This window comes from Antrihabitans auranticaus (genome assembly GCF_016481275.1).
In the GTDB taxonomy this organism is placed as follows: Bacteria; Actinomycetota; Actinomycetes; order Mycobacteriales; family Mycobacteriaceae; genus Antrihabitans.
The window spans coordinates 20,759-43,329 of record NZ_JAEMNW010000011.1; the positions used below are offsets into that span (position 1 = coordinate 20,759).

Here is a 22,571-nt window from a genome sequence, read left to right on the forward strand (position 1 = left end):
ACCGGCCACACCAGTGCAACGAGTGAGTCCCAGCACTGTGAAAGGTGGCAACCGTGAGCTATGCAGGTGACATCACCCCGCAGCAAGCATGGGATCTGCTGCGAGACGATCCAAATGCCGTCCTGGTCGACGTTCGCACCGACGGCGAGTGGCGCGCGATCGGCATCCCGGACACGGCTGAAATCGGCAAGGCCCCGATCTTCATCGAGTGGGTGAACAACTTCGGTCAGCGGAACCAGAGCTTCGTCGACGACCTTCGTGCCAACGGTGTGGAGGCGGGACCGGTCGTGTTCCTGTGCAGGTCGGGCCAGCGTTCCGTGCACACCGCGATCGCGGCGACCGCAGCAGGTATCGAGCCCTCCTACAACGTCCTCGAAGGCTTCGAGGGTGCAGTCGGGCCGAGCGGGCAGCGTGATGTGGAGGGCTGGAAGGTCCTCGGCTTGCCTTGGAAGCAGTCGTGAGCCGCCCGACCGGCGGCGCGTTCGAGAAGCCGCTACCCGAAGGCGTCGGTCCCGCGACGATCGGTGTCCGCGGCGGTCTTATGCGCTCCGGTTTCGAGGAGAACGCCGAGGCGCTGTACCTGACGTCGGGATTCGTCTACGAGAGCGCGCAGGCAGCCGAGGCGGCATTCACCGGCGAGGTGGATCACTTCGTCTACTCGCGTTACGGCAACCCGACGGTTGCGATGTTCGAAGAGCGCATGCGTTTGATCGACGGTGCCGAAGCTTGCTTCGCAACGGCCAGTGGCATGGCGGCGGTGTTCACCGCGCTCGGCGCGTTGCTGAAGGCCGGTGACCGGCTCGTCGCCGCGCGCAGCCTGTTCGGTTCCTGTTTCGTCGTGTGCAACGAGATCCTGCCGCGCTGGGGAGTCGAGACCGTCTTCGTCGACGGCGAAGACATCGAGCAGTGGGAGCAGGCGCTGTCCGTTCCGACGACCGCCGTGTTCTTCGAGACGCCGTCGAATCCGATGCAGTCGCTCGTCGATGTGCGCCGGGTCGTCGAGCTGTCGCACGCTGCCGGTGCAAAGGTCGTGTTGGACAACGTCTTTGCCACGCCATTGCTGCAGCGCAGTTTCGAACTGGGTGCCGACGTCGTCGTCTACTCCGGCACCAAGCACATCGACGGCCAGGGCCGAGTCCTCGGCGGCGCGATTCTCGGTTCGCAGGAGTACATCGACGGACCCGTCAAGAACCTGATGCGTCACACCGGACCCGCCTTGAGCCCGTTCAACGCGTGGACCCTGCTCAAGGGCCTCGAGACGATGCCCCTGCGGGTCAACCATTCCAATGCCTCGGCTCTGACGATCGCGAAGTCCCTCGAGGCGAACAAAGCGGTCCGCTGGGTGAAATACCCGTACCTCGAGTCGCATCCGCAGTACGACCTCGCCCGCAGCCAGATGAGCGGCGGCGGCACGGTCGTCACGTTCGAGCTCGACGCCCCGGAGGGGCTCGGCAAGAAGCGTGCGTTCGAGGTCCTCGATGCGCTGCGGATCATCGACATTTCGAACAACCTCGGTGACGCCAAGTCGCTGATCACCCATCCAGCCACCACGACTCATCGTGCGATGGGGCCGGAAGGCCGTGCGGCAGTGGGCATTACGGACGCGGTTGTGCGAATCTCGGTCGGTCTCGAAGACCTCGAGGACCTGCTCGGCGATCTGGACCGAGCGCTGAGCTGAGACTGCTTGCCATCGGTCGCCCGGGAGAGCATCGTCATAGGCGACCGGTGGCGCCGCCGGGGCGCTGCCCCGACCGGAGGTCAACGCCGTGTTCGCACGTTCCACGACAGTCGTAGCGCACCCGAATTCGATCGATTCGGGGATCAGGTTCATCCAAGCCGAGGTCATGCCGATGCTCCGGGACATGCCGGGTTGCCTCGGAATGTCGATGATCGTCGACCGCACCACCCGGCGCTGCATCGTCACGAGCTCGTGGCGGACCGAAGCCGACATGCGAGCCGCCGACACCCAACTACATCCGGTCCGGACTCGGGCGGCGGAAGCGCTGGGCGGTCGCCCGCAGGTCGATGAATGGGAAATCGGTGCTCTGCACCGCAACCATCCGTCGCACGACGGTGCCTGCGTTCGCGCAACGTGGTTCCGTGTCGATCCGGCGCAGTTCGATCGTGCGGTCGACATCTTCAGGCTGTCGTCGATTCCCGCGCTCGAGGAACTCGAAGGGTTCTGCAGCGCGAGCCTGATGATCGATCGCAGCGAGGGAATCGCCTGTGCCTCGGTCACTTACGACAGTGCCGAGGCGATGGAACGCACACGCGGCGAAGCCGGGACGATTCGGGAAGCCGGTACGGCGGACGCGGGCGCCGAGGTCCTCGAGGTGTGTGAATTCGAGTTGACGCTCGCGCACCTGCACGTGCCCGAGTTGGTCTGACGTCAGGCGATCGATACGAGTTCGGTCACGTCGTCGTCGGGTAGGTTGCCTTCGACGACGGCGGTGACCCAGACGTTGTTGAGCCAGATATCGCCGCCGTGGTTGTCGAGGAAGGCGGTGTCGGCGCTGTCGCGCCCGGTCGCGATCCGTACCAGGGTTTGCCGTGGGGCAAGCCCTGTGGCGTCGACGACCCGCCACACGCCGTCGACGTACGCCTCCGCGACCGAGTGGAAGTCCATCGGAACGCACCCCGGCGCGTAGACCGCGACGACCCGCGCGGGGACGTTCACCGCACGTAAGAACGCGACGACCAGGTGTGCGTAATCGCGGCACACGCCGGCACCTGCGAGAAGCGTGTCCGACGCACCGTCGATCGGATCGCTCGAACCCGGGACGTAGAACATGCGTGAGCGGACCCACGACGAAACCTTTGCGAGAATGGTCGCGGAATCGCTGAACTCGCCGAACTCCTTGGCCGCAAAGCCGAAGAACTTGTCGGATTCGGCGTAGCGGCTCGGCCTGAGGTAGACGGAGCGGTCCAGTTCGGTCGGCTCGTCGAGCGCTGCCCGGCCGTCTACCGTCGCGCGGTAGTTGACCTGCAGATTGCCGACGCCTGCGGCGAACTTGTGGATTCGGGTGCCGTGCAGGCCGATGATCTCCTGCGCGGTGACGGGTTCGCCGCCGAGCACGAACGACAGTGATTCGGTGACATCGATTCCGGGCTGCTGCGCCACGGTGATCTGAAATTCCAAGACTGTTTCGGCCCTGATGTCGACGTCGAGATAGACCGATACGTGGCGTTGCACGCGATGATCCTAGATCGCGAAGGGATCCTGGGTGCGCCCGACAAGGTCGGCGACCGAATCGAGGACCAGCGTGGGCCGGTAGGGGAACAGGTCGACGGTCGCCCGCGTGGAGATTCCGGTGAGAACGAGGACTGTGCGAAGGCCTGCTTCCAGGCCGGACACGACGTCGGTGTCCATACGGTCACCGATCATCAGCGTGCTCTCCGAGTGTGCGCCGATCGACCGCAGCGCCGAGCGCATCATCAGCGGGTTGGGCTTGCCGACGTAGTAGGGCTCGCGTCCGGTCGCGCGTGTGATCAGGGCTGCGACCGACCCGGTCGCAGGTAGCGAACCGTCTCGTGACGGCCCCGTCGCATCCGGGTTCGTCGCGATGAACCGGGCACCCCGCTCGACCAGCCGGATTGCCGTGGTGATTGCTTCGAAGGAGTAGGTCCGCGTCTCCCCGAGGACGACGTAGTCCGGATCGGAGTCGGTGAGGACGTACCCGATGTCGTGCAGCGCGGTCGTCAGACCCGACTCACCGACGACGTACGCGCTACCGGAGGGTCGCTGGTTGGCGAGGAAGGTCGCGGTCGCGAGTGCCGACGTCCAGATCGACTTCTCGGGAATGTCGAGCCCGCTGCCGCGCAGCCGGGCCTGCAGATCGCGTGGCGTTCGAATCGAATTGTTGGTGAGCACCATGAACGGGGTGTTGTTCTCCGCCAATTCGGCGAGGAAGCGATCTGCCCCCGGGATCAGGTGTTCTTCGTGAATAAGAACCCCGTCCATGTCCATGAGGTAGGACAGCGGCCGGGTCTCCTCGCGTTCGCTCATGCCCCCAGTGTGCGCGCTGCTCGGTGTTTCGCCGGTCCGTCGCCCAAGATCGTGCCGGCGCCGGGTAGATCGGCGGCGGCACGATGGCGTGGTTCATTGGCAGGATGCGGGTCGGTGTGAAGCTCCGCGCTGTGGCGCGGTGTGGTCGACGAGTCGTGCTGCGAGTCGGGTTGTCGCCTTCCCGAACGGGAAAGATGTTTGGGCTGTGGCACTTCTATCGCCCTACCTTCTTCGACACGGCAGACACGCGGCGGCTTTGACGCATGGTCCTGCCGTGCCGTACACCTCGCTGGGAGACAGCGGCGACCACTACCTCACACGCATTGCGATGTACAGCCCAGCAAGGTCTCGGAAATATAACGGCGCGGTTGGCCATTTGTCCAGATGTGTGGGGATTTCTTTTTCTGCGATCGCCGCCTACCCGGGCGGCCGGGTTTTCGGGCCGTGGTTAGTCTCGGAGGTAGTCGACATTCAGGGAGCAGATATGGGTGCACTCAAGCTGGGTTACAAGGCTTCTGCGGAACAATTCGGACCTCGCGAGCTCGTCGAGCTTGCCGTCCTCGCAGAACAGCACGGACTCGACAGTGCAACCGTCAGCGACCACTTCCAGCCGTGGCGGCACAAGGGCGGCCATGCCCCCTTCTCGCTCGCGTGGATGACGGCGGTCGGCGAGCGGACCGAACGAATCCTGTTGGGCACGAGCGTCATGACGCCGACCTTCCGCTACAACCCGGCAGTCGTCGCGCAGGCCTTCGCGACGATGGGTTGCCTGTATCCCGGGCGCATCATGCTCGGCGTCGGAACCGGCGAGGCACTCAACGAGATCGCCACCGGATACGCCGGCGAGTGGCCGGACTTCAAGGAGCGCTTCGCGCGGCTGCGCGAAGCGGTTTCGCTCATGCGTGAGCTCTGGGTCGGCGACCGCGTGGACTTCGAGGGCGACTACTACACCACCAAGGGCGCCTCGATCTACGACGTCCCCGAGGGCGGTGTCCCCGTGTACATCGCGGCCGGCGGACCGGTCGTCGCGCGTTACGCGGGCCGGGCCGGTGACGGCTTCATCTGCACGTCGGGCAAGGGCATGGACCTCTACACCGAGAAGCTGCTGCCGGCCGTCGCCGAGGGCGCAGCGAAGGCCGAGCGGTCCGTCGACGACATCGACCGCATGATCGAGATCAAGATTTCCTACGACACCGATCCCGAACTCGCACTCGAGAACACCAGGTTCTGGGCGCCGCTCTCGTTGACGCCCGAGCAGAAGCACAGCATCGAAGACCCGATCGAGATGGAAGCCGCGGCCGATGCGTTACCGATCGAGCAGGTCGCCAAGCGCTGGATCGTCGGCTCCGATCCGGACGAGGTCGTCGCCGCGGTGAAGCCGTACGTCGATGCGGGTCTCAACCACCTCGTGTTCCACGCGCCCGGGCACGATCAGCGCCGCTTCCTCGAGCTGTTCGAGCGGGACCTCGGTCCGCGTCTGCGCGCGCTGGGCTGATCGGTCAGGCGTCGACCGGATCTTCCGGCTCGTCGACGAAGACGCTGTTGCGGCCGTTGCGTTTTGCCCGGTACATCGCCATGTCGGCGCGCAGTAGCAGATCTTCGAACAACTCGTCCACGTACGCGTTCTGTCGCGTACAGGCCGGATTCCCGGTGACGGCGACCCCGAGGCTGGCGGTGACGGGTACGCGGTCTGCCGGTGCCGCGATCGCCTTGCGAATCCGTTCGGCGAGGCCGTCGATGCCTTCGGGTGGCAGGACATCGACGACGGCGAACTCCTCGCCGCCCAATCTCGCGAGGACCGCACCGCTGCGCAGGACTGATTTGATGCGCAAACCGGTTCGGATGAGGACCTCATCGCCGGCGGCGTGGCCGTGGGTGTCGTTGACCGCCTTGAACCGGTCGAGGTCGACCACGATCATCGCGATGACCTGCTCGTCGCCGAGCCCCTTTGCGACCAGCGCCGCCGTCCGGTTCTGCAGGCCGCGCCGGTTGAGCAGGCCGGTCAGGGGATCGATAAGCGAGTCGACCGAGTTCATGCGCACGAGCCAGAACAGAAACTGCATCGCGGGCGGTAGCCCCACGATTGCTACGAGCGCGACAACCACCTTCGGGACGACGAGGGTGGGATCCCATTCGGGATCCCGGACCACCTGAACCGCCAGGGCAACCACTGTCAGCGACGACCAGGCGATATGCGCGGCCAGCATCTTCGGCCCGTGCAGAAAGGTCGCGTACGTTCCGGTGAGCACCAGCGCGATCGAGCCGCCGAGGCCGGCAACCGCGTTGGTTTCCAGTAGGCACGCGATGCTGATGGCGAGATCGCCCCAGACCAGGAAGATGGCGGACACGGTCAGTGACGGCCAGGCACCGAGCCACCATCGCAAAGCCCAGGCCAGGGAGCCGATGGCAATGGCGGCGAGCACCCAGCGGCCCGCTGCGCTCTCGGCGCCCCAGGCAGTGAACACCGCGACGCCGGGCGCAGTCGCCAGTATCGCGGCTGCTATTCCGATCGCGGCCTTGATGAACGACGTGAGAAGGCGCGAGTCGAAGAAATCGAGCAGCCAGTTGCGGTCGACCGGATGTCGCCACCACTCCCTCATCAGGTCACGCATGATCCCATTGTTGCCCGACAGTGTCTGGTGTGTGTGGTCGGCACCTCATCGGAGGCGCTCACTAAGCTGCTCGCATGCCTTCCGCGGACTCGGACATCAAGCACACGTCGAGCGTCTACATCGCGTCGCCCGAGGGCGATACCGGAAAGTCGACAGTGGCACTGGGCGTCCTTCACATGCTCGGCGCGACCACTGCGCGCGCCGGTGTCTTCCGTCCGATCGCACGCTCGACGACTGAGCCCGACTACGTTCTCGAGCTGCTGCTCGAGCACTGCACCGCAGACATCACCTACGAGCAGGCGATGGGCGTGTCCTACGAACAGGTCCACGAGGACCCGGAGGCAGCGCTCAGTGAGATCGTGATGCGGTTTCACACTGTCGCCGAGCGGTGCGATTCGGTCGTGATCATCGGCAGCGACTACACCGACATCGTCAGCCCGAGCGAACTGAACTTCAATGCGCGCATCGCGGTGAACCTCGGTGCGCCGGTGCTGCTGACGGTGCGGGGCGCGGGCCGGACGGTCGAGGAGGTGCAGCAGCTGGTCGCGGTGTGCGAAGCCGAGCTCAGCGCGCAGCGTGCGCACCTCGCCGCCATCGTCGTAAACCGGTGCGATCCGGGAATGCTCGACGAAATGCCACCGGCGCTGACCGGGTACGGGGTGCCCACCTGGAGCATTCCCGAGGTCCCGCTGCTGCAGGCGCCGACGATGGCGGAACTCTGCAAGGCGATCGGCGGCGAGATCTACAGCGGCGACCCCGAACTGCTCCATCGCGAAGCGATGAAGGTGATGGTCGGCGGGATGACGGCCGAGCACATTCTGGAGCGGCTGACCGAAGGTGTGGTCGTGATCGCGCCCGGTGACCGGTCCGACGTGCTGCTGAGCCTGGTCAACGCCCATGAGGCCGAAGGGTTTCCGTCGCTGGCAGGCATCATCATGAACGGCGCGATGCTGCCGCACCCGTCGATTGCCCGGCTGATGGCGGGGCTCAAGCCGCGGCTGCCGATCCTGACGACGAAGCTCGGTACCTATGATTCCGCGAGTGCCGCCGCGCGGACCCGCGGCCGCTTCACGATAGGTTCACAGCGCAAGATCGACACCGCGCTGAGTCTGATGGAGGAGCGCGTCGATTCGGGCGAACTGCTCGCGAAGATCGATGTCCCGATTCCGTCGGTCGTCACACCGCAGATGTTCGAGTACCAACTCATTCACCGGGCCCGTGAGGTGCGCAGGCATATCGTGCTTCCCGAGGGTGACGACGATCGGGTGCTGCGCGCTGCCGGGCGGGTGCTGCAGCGCGGCATTGCCGACCTCACAATTCTCGGTGACGAGAACGCGATTCGTGCCCGGGCCGCCGAACTCGGCGTGGACATCGGCGGCGCCAAGGTCATCGAGCCGCGAACCTCGGACCTCCTCGACAAGTTCGCCGCCGAGTACGCGCGACTGCGCAAGCACAAGGGCATGACCGTCGAGCGCGCCCGTGAGGTCGTCGTCGACATCTCCTACTTCGGAACCATGATGGTGCACATGGGAATTGCGGACGGGATGGTGTCGGGCGCCGCGCACACGACCGCGCACACGATCCGCCCCTCGTTCGAGATCATCAAGACCGTGCCCGGTGTGGAGACGGTGTCGAGTGTGTTCCTGATGTGTCTGTCGGATCGGGTGCTCGCATACGGCGACTGCGCTGTCGTCCCGGATCCGACCGCGGAACAGCTTGCAGACATTGCTATTTCGTCGGCCGTCACGGCGGAGCAATTCGGGATCGAACCGCGTGTCGCGCTGCTGTCGTACTCGACGGGAGAGTCGGGAACCGGCGCGGACGTCGACAAAGTGCGAGCGGCAACCAAGCTCGCGCGCGAGCGGCGCCCGGATCTGTTGCTGGAGGGACCGATTCAGTACGACGCCGCCATCGAGCCGACCGTCGCGAAGTCGAAACTGCCGGACTCGGAAGTTGCAGGCCGGGCAACCGTGTTCATCTTTCCCGACCTCAACACGGGCAACAACACCTACAAGGCTGTGCAGCGGAGCGCGGGCGCCGTCGCGGTCGGGCCGGTGCTGCAGGGGCTCAACAAACCGGTCAACGATCTCTCGCGCGGCGCACTCGTCCAAGACATCGTGAACACGATCGCCATCACCGCCATTCAGGCAGCCGGGGCCGAGCAGTGACGAATTCGCTTGTCCTGGTCATCAATTCGGGTTCATCGTCGGTGAAGTATCAGCTGGTGGATGCGGCCGGCGGCGAGGCGGTGGCGTCCGGAATCGTCGAGCGCATCGGCGAGGACGACGGCATCGTCACCCACCATTGCGGTACCGAGACGATCGAACATCGCGGTCCGATTCGCGATCACGCGGAGGGGCTTGCCCTGGCGTTCGGGATGTTCGAGCAATCGGGCTACCCGCTGAGCGGCGCGGGTGTGCGGTCCGTCGGCCACCGCGTGGTCCACGGCGGTGAGGTGTTCTACAAGCCGACGGTGATCACTGACGAAGTGGTGGAACAGATTTCGCGCTTGTCCGCGCTCGCGCCGCTGCACAACCCGGCCAACGTGACCGGCATCGAAAGTGCACGCGCGCTGCTGCCGGACGTGCCGCAGGTGGCGGTCTTCGACACGGCGTTCTTCCATGGCCTCCCGGCTGCGGCGAGCACGTACGCGATCGACCTCGACCTCGCGCGCGAACACGGCATCCGGCGTTACGGGTTCCACGGTACGTCGCACAAATACGTGTCGGGCCAGGCCGCCGAATTTCTCGGGCGCGACGTGGCAGAGCTGAATCAGATTGTCCTGCATCTGGGTAACGGCGCATCGGCGTCGGCGATTCTGCGCGGCACAGCAATCGACACGTCGATGGGACTCACCCCGCTCGAGGGTCTGGTGATGGGTACCAGGAGTGGCGACATCGATCCGGGCATCGTGCTCCATCTACGCCGCAGTGCCGGAATGTCTGTCGACGACATCGACGACCTCCTCAACCGCCGGTCCGGCCTGAAGGGACTATCGGGCGTCAACGACTTCCGTGCGCTGGGTCAGCTCATCGACGACGGCAACACTGCTGCGCAACTCGCCTACGACGTCTATATCCACAGGTTGCGCCGCTACATCGGTGCCTATCTGATCGAGCTGGGCGGGGCCGACGTCATCACGTTCACAGCGGGTGTCGGCGAGAACAGCGCGTCTGTTCGTGCCGACGCGCTCCGCGGTCTCGGCCGTTTCGGTATCGCGGTGGACGACGCGCGTAACACCGCCAAAAGTCGCGTGGCGCGCCGCATCTCCCCGGATTCCGCCGAGGTTGCAGTGCTCGTTGTGCCGACCAACGAAGAGTTGGCGATCGCGCGGGCGGCACTCGCCGCTACAGCCAGCTCTTCGGCCTGATCATGTTGGCGAGGTCGACGAGCGCGTAACGATGCGTTCGGCCGGGAGCGCCGCGGGCGAGCATGCGCAGCCCGGTTTCGACGCCGCGGCGCAACCCGCGCTCGTCGAACGGTGAACCCAGCAATGTGCTGTTCGACGCACTTGCGGTGTGGCCCAGGCGCACCCATTCGAGCGCGGCACCCAGCACGAGGGTGCGGATCTGCAGCGCGCGCCCCTCGTCGGCCGGCAGAGCCTTGACCCGCTTTGCAGCTTCGCGCAGCGCCTCTTCGTCGAGTTGGTCGACCGGATGGCTGGCGAGCAGGATCAGCACGCTGGTCATGCGGGCGATGTTGTAATGCCGGGAGGTCGGGGGGACCTCGTCGAGCGCAGCGATCGCACCGGCGATGTCACCACGTGCCGCGAGCTGGCGGGCCAGGCCGAAGGCGGCACTCACGACACCTCGGTCTGTTCGCCACACGGTGCGGTAGAACTTCTCGGCGCAGATGCGCCACTTCTTCCGGTCCGTCGTATCGGGTTGCTGCAGTTGTAGTTCGGCTGCCGCACCGAGCGCGAGCTTCGGCGCGATCTCACCGGGAACGGCTGCGAGCACCGAATCGAAGTAGGCGAACGCTTGCGCACACTCGTTCCCGAGCAGACCTGTGAGGCCGCGGTACCAGTCGACCCGCCAGTACACCCCGATCTCGCCGGGCAGGCGATCCAGCAGATGCCGTGCCTGCTCGACCTCCCCGAGGTCGAGGTGCGCCTTGGCCTCGGCGAGCGTCACCTCCAGTTCGAAGGATTCGGCCGCGTCTTCGAACTCGTCGGCGATCTTCTCGCGCGCGTGCCGGAGCGAGTCGAGCGTTTGGTGCGGCTCGCTGTGTACTGCCGCGGCCAATAGCGGTGCACACGGGTCGGCAGGGTCGATCAGCGGAACAGGAAGTGCGGTGACGACTTCGAACGCGTTGAGGGTCAGGTCACGACCGAGGCCGTCGGCGAACGCGTCGGTCTGACCGACCAGTTCTGCCGTGCCGAAGCTCGTGCGCTGCGGGCTGAAGATCGTGGAGAGCCGGGGGTGCTGGGCGCCGGTCTCGAGTGCGAGTATCTCGCGCAGCACGCCCCAGAGTTGACCCGACATTTCGTCGGCCGACGCGAATCGTCTACTCGGGTCGGGGTTGGTGGCGCGCAGCAGAATCCGGTAGTACGACTCGTGCTTCGCGAGCAGCGGTTCGTCTTCGGGACTCGGTATGCCGTCGACGTAACGACCGCGTTCGGTCGGCATGTCGAGTGTGAGCACAGCGAGTGTGCGACCCACCGTGTAGATATCGGAGGCGATTGTCGGACCGGTCTTGGTGATCTCGGGCGCCTGGTATCCCGGTGTGCCGTAAAGAAATCCGTACGATTCGATGCCTGCGACCGCGCCGAGGTCGATCAGCTTGAGCGACTCCTCGGTGACCATGATGTTGTCGGGCTTCAGGTCGTTGTATACGACGCCGGTCGCGTGCAGGTAGTCGAGCGCGGGCAGAATTTCGATGACGTAGGCGATCGCTTCCGGAATCGGCAGGCGCTTGGGTTTGTGCTCGGCGCGAACAGCTTTGAGCGACCGCCCGCCGACGTACTCCATGACGATGTAGCCCATCGGCGTGCCGTCGGGCAGCGGATGTTCGACGAAGTTGTGGATCTTGACGATGCTCGGGTGGTTGAGTTCGGCCAGGAATTGGCGTTCCGCGACAGCGACTGCGCGTGCCTCGGCGTCACCCGACTGCAGCAGGCCCTTGAGGACCACCCACCGGTCGCTGACGTTGCGGTCGATCGCGAGGTAGATCCACCCCAGACCGCCGTGCGCGATGCAGCCCTGGATCTCGTACTGCGACGCGATGATGTCGCCGTTGCGCAGCTGCGGCCGGAAGTCGAAGGGCGATCCGCAGTTGGGGCAGGTGCCGTACGGTTTCGCACCCTCGCGCCCGACCGGCTTGTTGCACTTCCAGCAGTAGCGCTTGTGTTCGGCGACAACAGGATCGCGCAGCACTGCCGATTGCGGGTCGACGGGTGTGACCGCGGGCAGTTCGACGAGTCCGCCGCCCAGTCGCCGGACGGTTTGACGGGTGCGAACCGTTCGGGAGTTGCGCCCCGAAGAGCGGCTGATTCCAGTGGTGCCGTCGCTGCCGCTGCGTGCGGTTCCCGCCGTGGTGAGCGGTGCGCCCTGCGTGCCCGGCGGCTCGAAGGGGGTCGCGCGCGTGCCTTTGGAGTCGGCGGCGTCGAAGGCCGCCGCGGTACGGGCAGAGTCGGGCGCTGCCGCCTGCGTCCCTACCTCCTCATCCGGCATGTTCATATCCAACACCGCGTCAATCCGCGTAGTGCGGGGTGGGCGGTCCCGGCGAAGGCCCGAGCACGGTCAGCCACCGCGAGTAGATGCGGTTCCAGGTCCCGTCGCCCCGAATCCGCTCGAGTGTGGCGTTGACGAATCGGACCAGATCGTCGTTGCCCTTGGTGATGCCGATGCCATATGGCTCGGGACTGATCGACTCTCCGACGATTTCCACGTAGGGATCCTGTGCGGCGAGCCCGGCGAGGATGGAGTTGTCGGTGCTGATCGCGTCGACCTGGCGTTGCTGCAAGACGACGAGGCAGTCCGCCCACGTCGGGACCGTCATGATCGTCGCCGCACGCTGGCGCTCCTGAATGTGATTGAGCGACGTCGAACCCTTTGCGACGCAGACCCGCTTACCGGCGAGGTCCGCGACACTCCTGATCCCGGAGTTCTTGACGACCAGGATGCGCTGGCTCGCCTGAAAGTAGACCGTCGAGAAAGTGACCTGTTCGCGGCGCGCGCACGTCACGGTCATCGTCTTTGCGACGAGGTCCACGCTGCGCTCCTGCAGCGCCGTGACGCGATCCGCCGAGCTGAGGATCCGGAACTCGAGCCGTTCCCGGTCGCCGAAGAGGTCGAACGCGATCTCCTTGGCGATTTCCACATCGAAGCCGTCGATCGATCCGGTGACCGGATTGCGGAAGCTGAAAAGGTTGCTGCCGGAGTCCAATCCGACGATCAACCGGCCGCGGGCGCGGATCGCGTCCACATTGGGCCCGGGCGGTTCGCCTTCGTCGGTGACCGGTCGCAGGCTCGCTGTCGGATCACCGCACTCGTTCGGCGGCGGCGCGTTCTGGGTTGTGGACGCGGCGGCTTCCGCGCCGCTCGGCAGCGGCGGCGCAGTGAAAACCGCAGTGGCGGCGGGCAATTCTGCATTGGACGTCGGTTCGACCGAACAGCTCGCGCCTGCCGCCACCACCACGGCGAGCAGTAACGCCAACCGGCGCATTCGGGCGCTCATCGGTACTCCCGCAAGCGTGGCCACAGTCCGAGGGCAATCCAGAGTGTCGACAGGATCGCGAGCACCATGGCGCCCGCGCCGAGCGCCTCGAGCGACCGCGCCGCGCGCGATATGTTGGCGCGCAGTGTGGCGCGCGTGTCGAGTATTGCCTGCGCAATCGCGGAATCGACCGCCTCGAACTGCGCTGCCGAGTCTGCGTCGCCGGGGCCGATGGCTACGACGGCCGCGCCTGCGAAATCGCCCGCGTCGAGAGTGTCGTTCATGCGCTTGTGCGCGACCAGCCACCGCTCTTGTGCCGCCAGTGCATCCGCAACGAGATGTGCGCCTTCGGTGTCTGTTCCGTACTCGCCGAGTCGCTGCGCCAGCCGTGCCATGTCGTCGTCGTAGAACGAATCGAATTGTCCCGTCGTGTCGCGCCGAACCAGCTTCAACGTCTCGTCCGAACGCGCCTGCTGGGCCAGGATGCGGCTTTCGGTGAGCAAGCCCAGCGGCACGCTGCCGTGGTGGAGCGCCCGGTTGGTGGCCGAGGCCGACAACCACCCGGCAACGATCATCCAGACGAGCAGGGCAGCCATGGTCAACGACGCGAGGATCATGCCGGGATTGAAGATCCGGTGCCAGTGGCGCAACAGGATCAGCTGTGCCACGACCAGTGCTGCAAGGGCGAGCACGAGCAGTCCGAAAGCCAGCCACGGCGGTTGCACGAACCTGCGCTGGGTGTCGGCGACCGCGCTCGCCTGGCGTGCGTGCAACTCCTCGGCGGCCGGGAGCATCTTCGATTGCATCAGCGTCGAGGCTTCGGCGAGGTACGCGGCGCCGACCGGGTAGCCGCTGCGGTTGTTGGTCCGGGCCGTCTCGACGAGCCCGGTGTAGACAGGCAGGAACGACGCGACCGAGGACAGCAACTTCCGCGCCGGTGCCTCGGGATCCGGGGAACCGGAGGCGCTGGTCAGCTCCGTTGCCGCTTCTCCGATCGCCTGTGTGTAGCGATCGCGAACGTCCTGCGGCTCGAGCCCGCCGGCAATGAATGCGGTGGCGGCGGCCGCATCGGCGACCGACAGCGAGCTGTACAACTGCTGGGCCGAGGCGGCGAAGGGCTCGCTCTCGGCGAGTAGTTCGTTGAGCGTTTGTTGCCGGTTGCTCGTCGTGTTCGCCGCGACTATCCCGGCGACCAGGCACAACGTGACGATCACGACTCCGAGTGCGAGCAGCCTGGCGGGGGAGGACCGCACGAACACCCGGATGTCGTTGGGATCGAGGTGTTCGCGAACGATGGCCGCGGCGGCCTTCGGCGTGAGATTGCCCTGCAGCGACCGAAGCGACGGGTTTGCCGACGGCGCACCGACCACACGAACCTCCAGGCAATTGGGAACTCCATTGTGGCTCCAACCGCGCCGTGGCTCCAACCTCGCCGCGCGGGAAGCTGTCGGCCATTCGGGCTCACGTCGAATAATCGGACCGGTTGGTACGTGTCGGACGCCACAGCTGGGGCGGCGCCGTCTTCGCGTCCGCGGTTGATGGCGAGGTACCGGCAATCCGCGTATTCACCGAATCGATATCGGCTATCACGCCCGCAAAACAAACCCGAGGCCAGTTTAATTGGTATTACGACGCCCAAATGTTTCGAACATGCGGCATTATTCGAGATTTGAATATCGTAATAGGGAATTGACAAGTCGGCTGCTCGTGTCAATTGGATTCGCGCTGGCTTTTCGGGTTATCCTCCCAGCCAACAACCTTCGGTCGGGCTTAGGTGTGTTGTTTATTGTTCGCGCCGAATGGGCAGGTTGTTACTCGGCTGCGGAAATTGTTTGGCTCGCGAAGGAATGGTTCGGATCAGCGAGATCGGAATTGTGCGTCAAGGAGTAGCGCGCTGATACGGAATTGATACGGGACCGTTTTCTGTACACCTGGTTCGGAGAAGGGTTGGGGCTCTGCTGATGGACACGACAACTGGACCTGCGATAGGCGCGACTGCGCAAGGTAGCAATCGTCGCGACAGGAAGGAACGGCGCGCCAAGGCCGATGGGCCGAGCCAGCGCCGCCGCCGGTCGGTTCCGCTGCCGCAACTGCTGGCAAAAGCGGTGGAGTTCGACCCCGCCGCCGTAGCGATCTCGTACGAGGGTCGCCAGCTCACCTACTCGGAGTTGGACGCGAAGTCGTCGCGGCTCGCGCGGCTGCTCATCACGCGGGGTGTCGGTCCCGAGGACCTCGTCGCGATCGGTATCCCACGCTCGTTGGAGTCCGTGCTCGCGGTCTGGGCGGTCGCAAAGACCGGTGCCGGTTTCGTCCCGATCGACCCGAACTATCCCGTCTCCCGGACCGCGCATATGGTCGCCGACTCGGGTGTGACGCTCGGTTTGACCGTAGCGACCGCGATCGATGACCTGCCCGCACACGTCGACTGGTTCACGCTCGGCACCGCCGAGATCGACGCCGAGTTGGCCGCGCTGTCGGCTGAGCCGGTTTCCTACGTCGACCGCGTACGACCGCTGCGAGCCGAGAACCCGGCCTACGTGATCTACACCTCCGGCTCCACCGGTGTGCCCAAGGGTGTCGTCGTGACGCATGCCGGCCTGGCGAACTTCTGTGCCGAGCAGGTGGACAGGTATCACCTCACCGCGCAGTCGCGGACGCTGCATTTCGCGTCGCCGAGTTTCGATGCGTCGGTCCTCGAATTGCTGCTCGCCGTGGGTGCAGGCGCGACGATGGTCGTCGCTCCGCCGGAGATCTACGGCGGCGCCGAACTTGCGTCGCTGATCGCTGCCGAAGGTGTCACCCACGCATTCATCACGCCTGCGGCGCTGGCTTCGATCGATCCGGAGGGTCTCGAAACCCTCGGTGTCGTGGTCGTCGGTGGTGAAGCCTGCCCGCCCGAATTGGTGAACCGGTGGGCGCCGGGACGCGCATTCCACAACGGCTACGGGCCGACCGAGACGACGATCATGACCAACATCAGCGATCCGCTCCAGCCAGGGGCGCCGATCACCATTGGCGCGGGAATCCGGAACATGTCGGCACACGTGCTCGACGGCCGGCTTCGCCGCGTGCCCACGGGCGTCGCGGGCGAGTTGTATCTGTCGGGGGTACAACTGGCCCGCGGCTATCACTCCGGGGCACGAATGACGGCAGAGCGATTCGTCGCCAACCCGTACTCGGCCGACCCGGGTGATCGGCTGTACCGGACGGGAGACATTGTCCGGCTGCGGGATTCGGGCGCCGTCGAGTTCGTCGGTCGCAACGATTCGCAAGTGAAGATTCGCGGCTTCCGGATCGAACTGGGCGAGATCGACGCGGTGCTCGCCGCGCATGCCGATGTTGCTTTCGCTACCACGATCGGCCACCGAACTGCCAGCGGTACAACCATTCTCGCGTCCTACGTTCTCCCTGTGACTGGTCGCGAGCTCTGCCCCGGCGACCTCACGGCCGGACTGTCTCGAGCGCTGCCGGCGCACATGGTGCCTGCCGCGGTCACCGTGCTCGAGCGGATCCCGCTGACACCGGTCGGGAAGATCGATCGCGGCGCACTACCCGTGCCTGTGCTCGAGACGAAGGCCTATGTGGCACCGGCGTCGGCAATGGAAGAGATTGTCGCCGAGGTGTTCGGTCAGGTGCTTGCGCTCGAACGTGTCGGCCGCGACGACGACTTCTTCGAACTGGGCGGAAATTCGCTGGTAGCGACACAGGTCGCGGCCCGGCTGAGCGCGGCACTCGACGCCCGGATTCCCGCGCGGATCGTGTTCGAATCCTCGACGGTGCACGCCCTCGCCGCGGAAGCGGAGAAGCGTAAGGGCGAAGGCGCGCGGCTCGCATTGGTCGCGGGCTACCGACCCGCCCGGCCGCCGCTGTCCTATGCGCAGCAGCGCTATTGGTTCCTCAATCAGTTCGATACGGACTCTGCCGTCGACAACATTCCGTTCGCGGTCCGGCTGTCGGGACCGCTCGATCAGGCTGCGCTGCAAGCCGCGCTCGGTGATCTCATCGCGCGCCACGAGACCCTGCGCACGCTGTATCCGACCGACAAAGACGGTCCCTACCAGGTGATTTTGCCGGCGGACAGCCCCGTGCCCGATCTGTCGCCCGTACCGATCGCTGCCGAGCAACTCGAAGAGCGGATCCTGGACGTCGCGCTGCGCGGCTTCGATGTCACCACCGAAGTTCCGCTCCACGTCATGTTGTTCGAACTCGGCACGGACGAACACGTGCTCGCGGTGGTCGTGCACCACATAGCCGCAGACGGTTCATCGATGTTGCCGTTTGCGCGCGACCTCGCGGCCGCCTATGCGGCACGCGCCGCCGGAAGCGTCCCCGCTGTCGCGCCGCTCGAGGTGCAGTACGCCGACTATGCGCTCTGGCAACGGGAACTGCTCGGCTCCGACAACGATCCGCAATCGCTTGTGGCACAGCAGATTGCGTTCTGGAAAGCCGAGTTGTCCGGCGTTCCGGACCACATCGAATTGCCGACGGACCGGCCGCGTCCCGCCGTGCAGTCCTTCCGCGGAGCATCGACGGACCTGACACTCGATGCGAGCACGCACCACGAGATCCTCGCGCTGGCAAAAGCGTCCGGTGCGACCCCGTTCATGGTCCTGCACGCGGCGCTGGCGGTCCTGATCGCACGACTGTCGGGCGCCGACGACATCGTCGTCGGGACACCGGTTGCCGGGCGGGGTGAGCGAGAACTCGACGACATGATCGGAATGTTCGTCAACACGCTGGTCATGCGGACCCGCGTCCACGACGACGAGTCGTTCGATGCGCTCCTGCGCCGTGTCCGTGAGGCCGACCTGCAGGCTTACGCGAACGCGGATGTGCCGTTCGAGCGATTGGTCGAGGTGCTGAATCCGCCGCGGTCGGTCTCTCGTAATCCGCTGTTCCAGATCGGCTTTTCGTTCCAGAACATGTCCACCCGGCCACTCGAACTGCCCGGCCTGCAGGTGGCGGCGGTCGAGTTCGACGCGCAGCTCGCGAAGACCGATCTCCAAATCAGCATCGTCGATCAGCACGAGGAAAACGGGGATCCCGGGCCGATTCTCATCGAGTTCGGCTATGCAACAGATCTTTTCGACGAGAGTTCGGTGCGCACGTTTGCGCGCCGCTATGAGCGGATCATCCGCGGCGTGCTTGCCGATCCGGCCGCGATAGTCGGCGACGTCGACATTCTCGACGCCGCCGAGCGGCCGCGTCTGCTCGCGGATTGGAACACCACGGACCACGCTGTCGAGCCCGGCCAGACATTGGTGTCGCTGTTCGACGCGGCGGTCGCGGCGGCCCCCGGCGCACTCGCGATCGTCGCCGACGACGCAGCCGGTGGGTTGACGGAGCTGACCTACGCCGAGCTCGACGCTCGGATCAATCGGCTTGCACGGCATCTGATCTCACTCGGCGTCGGCCCGGAGCGCCTGGTCGTGCTGGCCATGGAGCGGTCTGTGGACCTCGTGGTCGCGATGTACGCGGTCGTCAAGGCGGGCGGCGCGTACGTACCGGTCGACGTCGACCATCCGGCGGCGCGGATCGCGCACATCTTCGAGACCGCACGCCCCGTCTGCGTGCTGACTACTGCGCGCGGTGGATTGCCTATCGCCTCCGACGTGCCCGTCGTCGCCGTCGACACGCTCGAGCTGTCCGGGGTGTCGGCACACCCGATCGCCGCCGCCGAGCGTCGTGGGGAACTCCGGGCGTCGAACACCGCCTACGTCATCTTCACCTCGGGGTCCACGGGCCGTCCGAAGGGTGTGGCGGTGTCGCACGGTGCGATTACGAACCAATTGCTGTGGAAGCGAGCCGAATACACGCTCGGCGGTGAGGACGCCGTGCTCGTGAAGACGTCGGCGACGTTCGATCTCTCCGTCTGGGAATTCTGGTCGCCGCTGGTATCCGGCGCGAGGATGGTGATCGCGTCGCCGGACGGCCACCGCGACCCGTCCTATCTCAATGCTCTGCTCGAGCGGGCGCGGGTGAGCACGTTGCACGTCGTGCCGTCGATGCTCGACGCGCTGCTCACCGACGCGGACGGCGAACTCACACCCGCTCTGCGCCGGGTGCTCGTCATCGGTGAAGCACTTCCCGCCGACACCGCACAGCGGTTCCGGCGCGGCAATGCCGCCGAGTTGGTCAACCTCTACGGCCCCACGGAGACCGCCGTATCGGTGACCGCACACACCGTGTGCGCGGCGAACACAACGTCGGTGCCGATCGGTGTGCCGGAGTGGAATACCGCTGTGTACGTGCTGGATTCGCGCCTACACCCGGTCCCCGTCGGCGTTCCGGGTGAGTTGTACCTGGCGGGTACGCAGCTTGCCCGCGGCTACTTCGACCGGCCCGGACTGACAGCGGAGAGATTCGTCGGCAATCCGTACGGCGCACCTGGAACGAGGCTGTACCGCACGGGCGACCTCGTCGTGTGGAACCGCGACGGCGAACTCGAGTACCTGTGCCGGACCGACTTCCAGGTCAAGGTTCGTGGCTTCCGCGTCGAACTCGGCGAGGTCGAGGCGGCCTTGCTGCGGCAGCACGACATCGCCCAGGTGGCGGTCGTGGCGCGTGCCGACGAGCACGTCGGAAATCAATTGATCGGCTACGTCGTGGCGGCAGACGGTGCGAGCGTCGACCCGGCCGACCTGCGTTCCACGCTTGCGCGAGAACTGCCGTCCTACATGGTCCCCAGCGCCTCGATGGTGGTGGACGAGATTCCGCGGTCGTCGAACGGAAAGCTCGACGTCCGCGCGCTGCCCGCGCCGGTCGTCGAACCGCGGAAGTACCGCGCACCCCGCACACCGGTCGAGCGGACGATCGCCGACGTCTTCGAGGAGGTCCTCGGTATCGAGCGAATCGGCTTGGACGACAACTTCTTCGAACTCGGCGGGCATTCCCTGCTCGCTGCGAGGGCGTCCGCGATCCTGCGCTACGACCTCGGTACGACCGTGCTGCTGCCGTGGTTCTTCACCGATCCCACTGTCGAGCAATTGGCCTGGCGGCTCACGCAACCCGAAATTTCGAATGCCGACGCCGATGCTGCGTTGCGACCCATCGTCCATGTGGGGCGTGGCAATTCGGCAGATCCGCTCTTCTGCGTGCATCCGCTGAGCGGGCTCGGCTGGTCCTACCGCGAACTCGCGCGTTACGTCGATTCGTCGCGGCCCATCTATGCACTGCAGACGCCGGCAATTCTGGAAGCGGACTTCGCGGCACCGTCGATCCACGCGCTCGCCGTGCGGTACGTCGATGAGATCCGGCGTGTGCAGACCGAGGGCCACTATCGCCTCCTCGGCTGGTCGCTCGGCGGAGTGATCGCCCATGCGATGGCCGCGGAGCTGCAGGCCCAGGGCCAGTCGGTATCGCTGACGCTCGTCGACTCCGAGCCGGCGATCGATGCCGCTGTCGTCCGGTCCGAATTGGTCGCGACACTGCGGTCCACCGGTGTGCAGATCGCTGCCGATGCCGACCCGACGACGCTCACGGTTGGCGAGGCCCAGGAGATGGTCGAGGTCTTCGGCGGGGCGTCGGCGAGGCTCACCGGCGAGCGCCTGCAGCGGATGATTGCCGCGGCGATGCGGTCCGCCGAGCTGACGAGGACCTACAAGCCGGCGCAGTTCGACGGCGACATCCGCTTCTTCGGTGCCGAACACGGTGGAATCGACGGTGCTCGGGCGTGGGGGCCGTACGTGCAGGGCCGGATCCAGACAACTCAGGTTCCGGCGACGCACGCGGAGATGATGGCGCCCGCGGCGCTCGCGGTTCTCGGGCCGGACCTGGAGCGTTGGCTGGCGCGGGAACCCGTCACGACCGCGCACGCCTAGAGCTCCACCAGGCAGACCCGACCCTCGATCCTCGAATACAGTCGATACATGCGCGGTGACGGTGATGGCTGGTCGTTGAGCCCCGATGGCAGTAGGCATTGGGGCCGGCACGGCGCGGCCGGGTTGCTCGTCCGGGCACCGCTGGAGGGTGCCGAGTCAGCAGTGCTGCTGCAGCACCGTGCACCGTGGAGCCACCAGGGCGGAACCTGGGGCCTGCCCGGTGGGGCACGTGACAGTCACGAGTCGACCGTTCGCGCCGCGATGCGTGAGGCCCGCGAAGAGGCGGGGCTCACCGAGAATTTGCTGCAGGTACGGGCCGAACGGGTCACCGCGCGAGCGTTGAGTGGCTGGAGTTACACGACGGTCGTCGCGGATGCGGCGGCGACGTTGTCGACGATCCGCAACGGGGAGAGCGCCGAACTGCGGTGGGTGCCCGAAGCCGAGGTCAGCGGTCTGCCGCTGCATCCGGGTTTCGCGGTCAGCTGGGAATTGTTGCGCGCGGTCCGGGTGCGGATGGTGCTCGGAGACGTCGCAGATCGAGACAAGCTGATCGACGCGATACCGCGCACGATCGAACTGCCCGACGGCCGCTTCGGTTGGCTGCCGGGGGTCGCCGAGTCGGATTCGGACGACCCGTCGATCCTCACCGTCGTCGTCAGCGACGACGTGAACGGACTGCCCGAGCTGCCGGTCAATGCCCTTGCCTTGGCGACCGGCGATTTGCTGGCGTGACTACGGTTGCAGCACCAGCGACTTCAACTGGCGAGCTGCGGCCTCAGGATCTCGTGCTTCGGTGATCGCGCGGACCACGACGATCCTGCTCGCGCCGGCCGCCTTGACCTCCGGAACGCGCTTGGTGTCGATACCGCCGATCGCGAACCACGTTCGGGACGGTCCGGCGTCGTGCGTGCTGCGGACGAGGTCCAGCCCGGCGGCTGTGCGCCCCGGCTTGGTCGGCGTCGCCCAGATCGGTCCGGTGCAGAAGTAGTCGATGCCTTCCTCGATGGCAGCCAGCCCGGCCTGCGCCCGGCTGTGGGTCGACCGGCCGATGACGACGTCGTTGCCGAGGATGCGGCGTGCGTAGTGGACAGGCAGATCGCCCTGGCCGAGGTGCAGTACGTCCGCACCCGCGGCCAGCGCGATGTCGGCACGATCGTTGACCGCCAGGAGGGCGCCGTGGCGCCGGGTCGCGGCGCGCAGCTCTGCGAGAGCGGCGAGTTCGTCGCGTGCCTCCAGCGTCCCGTACTTCGCTTCACCGGCGGAGCCCTTGTCGCGCAACTGGATGATGTCCACCCCACCGGCCAGCGCGGCGTCCGCAAATTTTGCGAGGTCGCCCTTCTCGCGCCGGGCATCGGTGCAGAGGTACAGGTATGCAGTGGCCAGTCGCTCACGAGGCGACGGCCCCCTGACAGAATGCGTATGCACGGTTCCGACGGTAGCCGCTACCGTGGGAAGAGGACACGGGAGCCCCGGTTG

15 protein-coding genes are annotated in these 22,571 nt (G+C 66.1%); 8 read left to right on the plus strand and 7 right to left on the minus strand.

The window, feature by feature from the left end; all coding sequences use genetic code 11:
- Positions 1-53: 53 nt before the first annotated feature.
- From JGU72_RS28070 to JGU72_RS28080, 3 genes are all read left to right on the plus strand, one after another.
- Positions 54-461: a rhodanese-like domain-containing protein gene (locus JGU72_RS28070; RefSeq protein WP_199687591.1), complete on the plus strand. Its 408-nt coding sequence runs from the start codon at positions 54-56 to the stop codon at positions 459-461.
- Positions 446-1,678: an O-succinylhomoserine sulfhydrylase gene (locus tag JGU72_RS28075; protein WP_199687592.1), complete on the plus strand. Its 1,233-nt coding sequence runs from the start codon at positions 446-448 to the stop codon at positions 1,676-1,678. Before JGU72_RS28070 ends, JGU72_RS28075 begins: the two co-directional genes overlap by 16 nt.
- Before the next feature lie 88 nt (positions 1,679-1,766).
- Positions 1,767-2,387 (plus strand): antibiotic biosynthesis monooxygenase, encoded by a 621-nt coding sequence (locus JGU72_RS28080; protein WP_307828639.1) that lies wholly within the window; start codon positions 1,767-1,769, stop codon positions 2,385-2,387.
- A 2-nt stretch (positions 2,388-2,389) separates the two neighbouring features.
- Here JGU72_RS28080 and JGU72_RS28085 read toward each other — a convergent pair whose 3' ends face one another.
- Both JGU72_RS28085 and JGU72_RS28090 read right to left on the minus strand, forming a co-directional pair.
- Positions 2,390-3,193: a transglutaminase-like domain-containing protein gene (locus JGU72_RS28085; RefSeq protein WP_199687593.1), complete on the minus strand. Its 804-nt coding sequence runs from the start codon at positions 3,191-3,193 to the stop codon at positions 2,390-2,392.
- A gap of 9 nt (positions 3,194-3,202) precedes the next feature.
- Positions 3,203-4,006: an HAD-IIA family hydrolase gene (locus tag JGU72_RS28090; protein ID WP_199687594.1), complete on the minus strand. Its 804-nt coding sequence runs from the start codon at positions 4,004-4,006 to the stop codon at positions 3,203-3,205.
- 484 nt (positions 4,007-4,490) lie between these two features.
- On the opposite strand from JGU72_RS28090, the gene fgd reads away from it, so the two are divergent.
- Complete coding sequence (gene fgd / locus JGU72_RS28095) at positions 4,491-5,501, plus strand: glucose-6-phosphate dehydrogenase (coenzyme-F420) (RefSeq protein ID WP_199687595.1); 1,011 nt, start codon at positions 4,491-4,493, stop codon at positions 5,499-5,501.
- A gap of 4 nt (positions 5,502-5,505) precedes the next feature.
- Here fgd and JGU72_RS28100 read toward each other — a convergent pair whose 3' ends face one another.
- A complete protein-coding gene (locus JGU72_RS28100) occupies positions 5,506-6,618 on the minus strand; it encodes a GGDEF domain-containing protein (protein ID WP_199687596.1) in 1,113 nt (370 codons plus the stop codon).
- A 74-nt stretch (positions 6,619-6,692) separates the two neighbouring features.
- Here JGU72_RS28100 and pta point away from each other — a divergent pair, with 74 nt between their 5' ends.
- Positions 6,693-8,786, plus strand: coding sequence for a phosphate acetyltransferase (pta, locus tag JGU72_RS28105; RefSeq protein ID WP_199687597.1), 2,094 nt, complete (start codon positions 6,693-6,695; stop codon positions 8,784-8,786).
- Positions 8,783-9,988 (plus strand): acetate kinase, encoded by a 1,206-nt coding sequence (locus JGU72_RS28110; RefSeq protein WP_199687598.1) that lies wholly within the window; start codon positions 8,783-8,785, stop codon positions 9,986-9,988. Before pta ends, JGU72_RS28110 begins: the two co-directional genes overlap by 4 nt.
- Here JGU72_RS28110 and JGU72_RS28115 read toward each other — a convergent pair.
- From JGU72_RS28115 to JGU72_RS28125, 3 genes are read right to left on the minus strand one after another with little or no spacing between them, the layout of a single operon-like run.
- Positions 9,966-12,290 carry a serine/threonine-protein kinase gene (locus tag JGU72_RS28115; RefSeq protein ID WP_199687667.1) on the minus strand — a complete coding sequence of 775 codons (2,325 nt, stop codon included), beginning with the start codon at positions 12,288-12,290 and terminating at the stop codon, positions 9,966-9,968. The two genes, JGU72_RS28110 and JGU72_RS28115, sit on opposite strands and share 23 nt — an antisense overlap.
- Positions 12,291-12,309: 19 nt before the next feature.
- Entirely contained in the window at positions 12,310-13,296 is a 987-nt protein-coding gene (locus JGU72_RS28120) for a glutamate ABC transporter substrate-binding protein (RefSeq protein ID WP_199687599.1), read from the minus strand.
- Positions 13,293-14,645, minus strand: coding sequence for a hypothetical protein (locus tag JGU72_RS28125; RefSeq protein ID WP_199687600.1), 1,353 nt, complete (start codon positions 14,643-14,645; stop codon positions 13,293-13,295). The genes JGU72_RS28120 and JGU72_RS28125 overlap by 4 nt, the downstream gene beginning before the upstream one ends.
- A gap of 591 nt (positions 14,646-15,236) precedes the next feature.
- Between JGU72_RS28125 and JGU72_RS28130 the strand changes: the two genes are divergently transcribed.
- Together JGU72_RS28130 and JGU72_RS28135 are read left to right on the plus strand one after the other, a co-directional pair.
- Positions 15,237-21,095: an amino acid adenylation domain-containing protein gene (locus JGU72_RS28130; protein WP_199687601.1), complete on the plus strand. Its 5,859-nt coding sequence runs from the start codon at positions 15,237-15,239 to the stop codon at positions 21,093-21,095.
- A 48-nt stretch (positions 21,096-21,143) separates the two neighbouring features.
- Entirely contained in the window at positions 21,144-21,827 is a 684-nt protein-coding gene (locus tag JGU72_RS28135) for an NUDIX hydrolase (protein ID WP_199687602.1), read from the plus strand.
- Here the strand turns inward: JGU72_RS28135 and thiE are convergent, their stop codons facing one another.
- Positions 21,828-22,520, minus strand: a complete 693-nt coding sequence (gene thiE / locus JGU72_RS28140) for a thiamine phosphate synthase (protein WP_199687603.1) — start codon at positions 22,518-22,520, stop codon at positions 21,828-21,830.
- Positions 22,521-22,571: the final 51 nt, after the last annotated feature.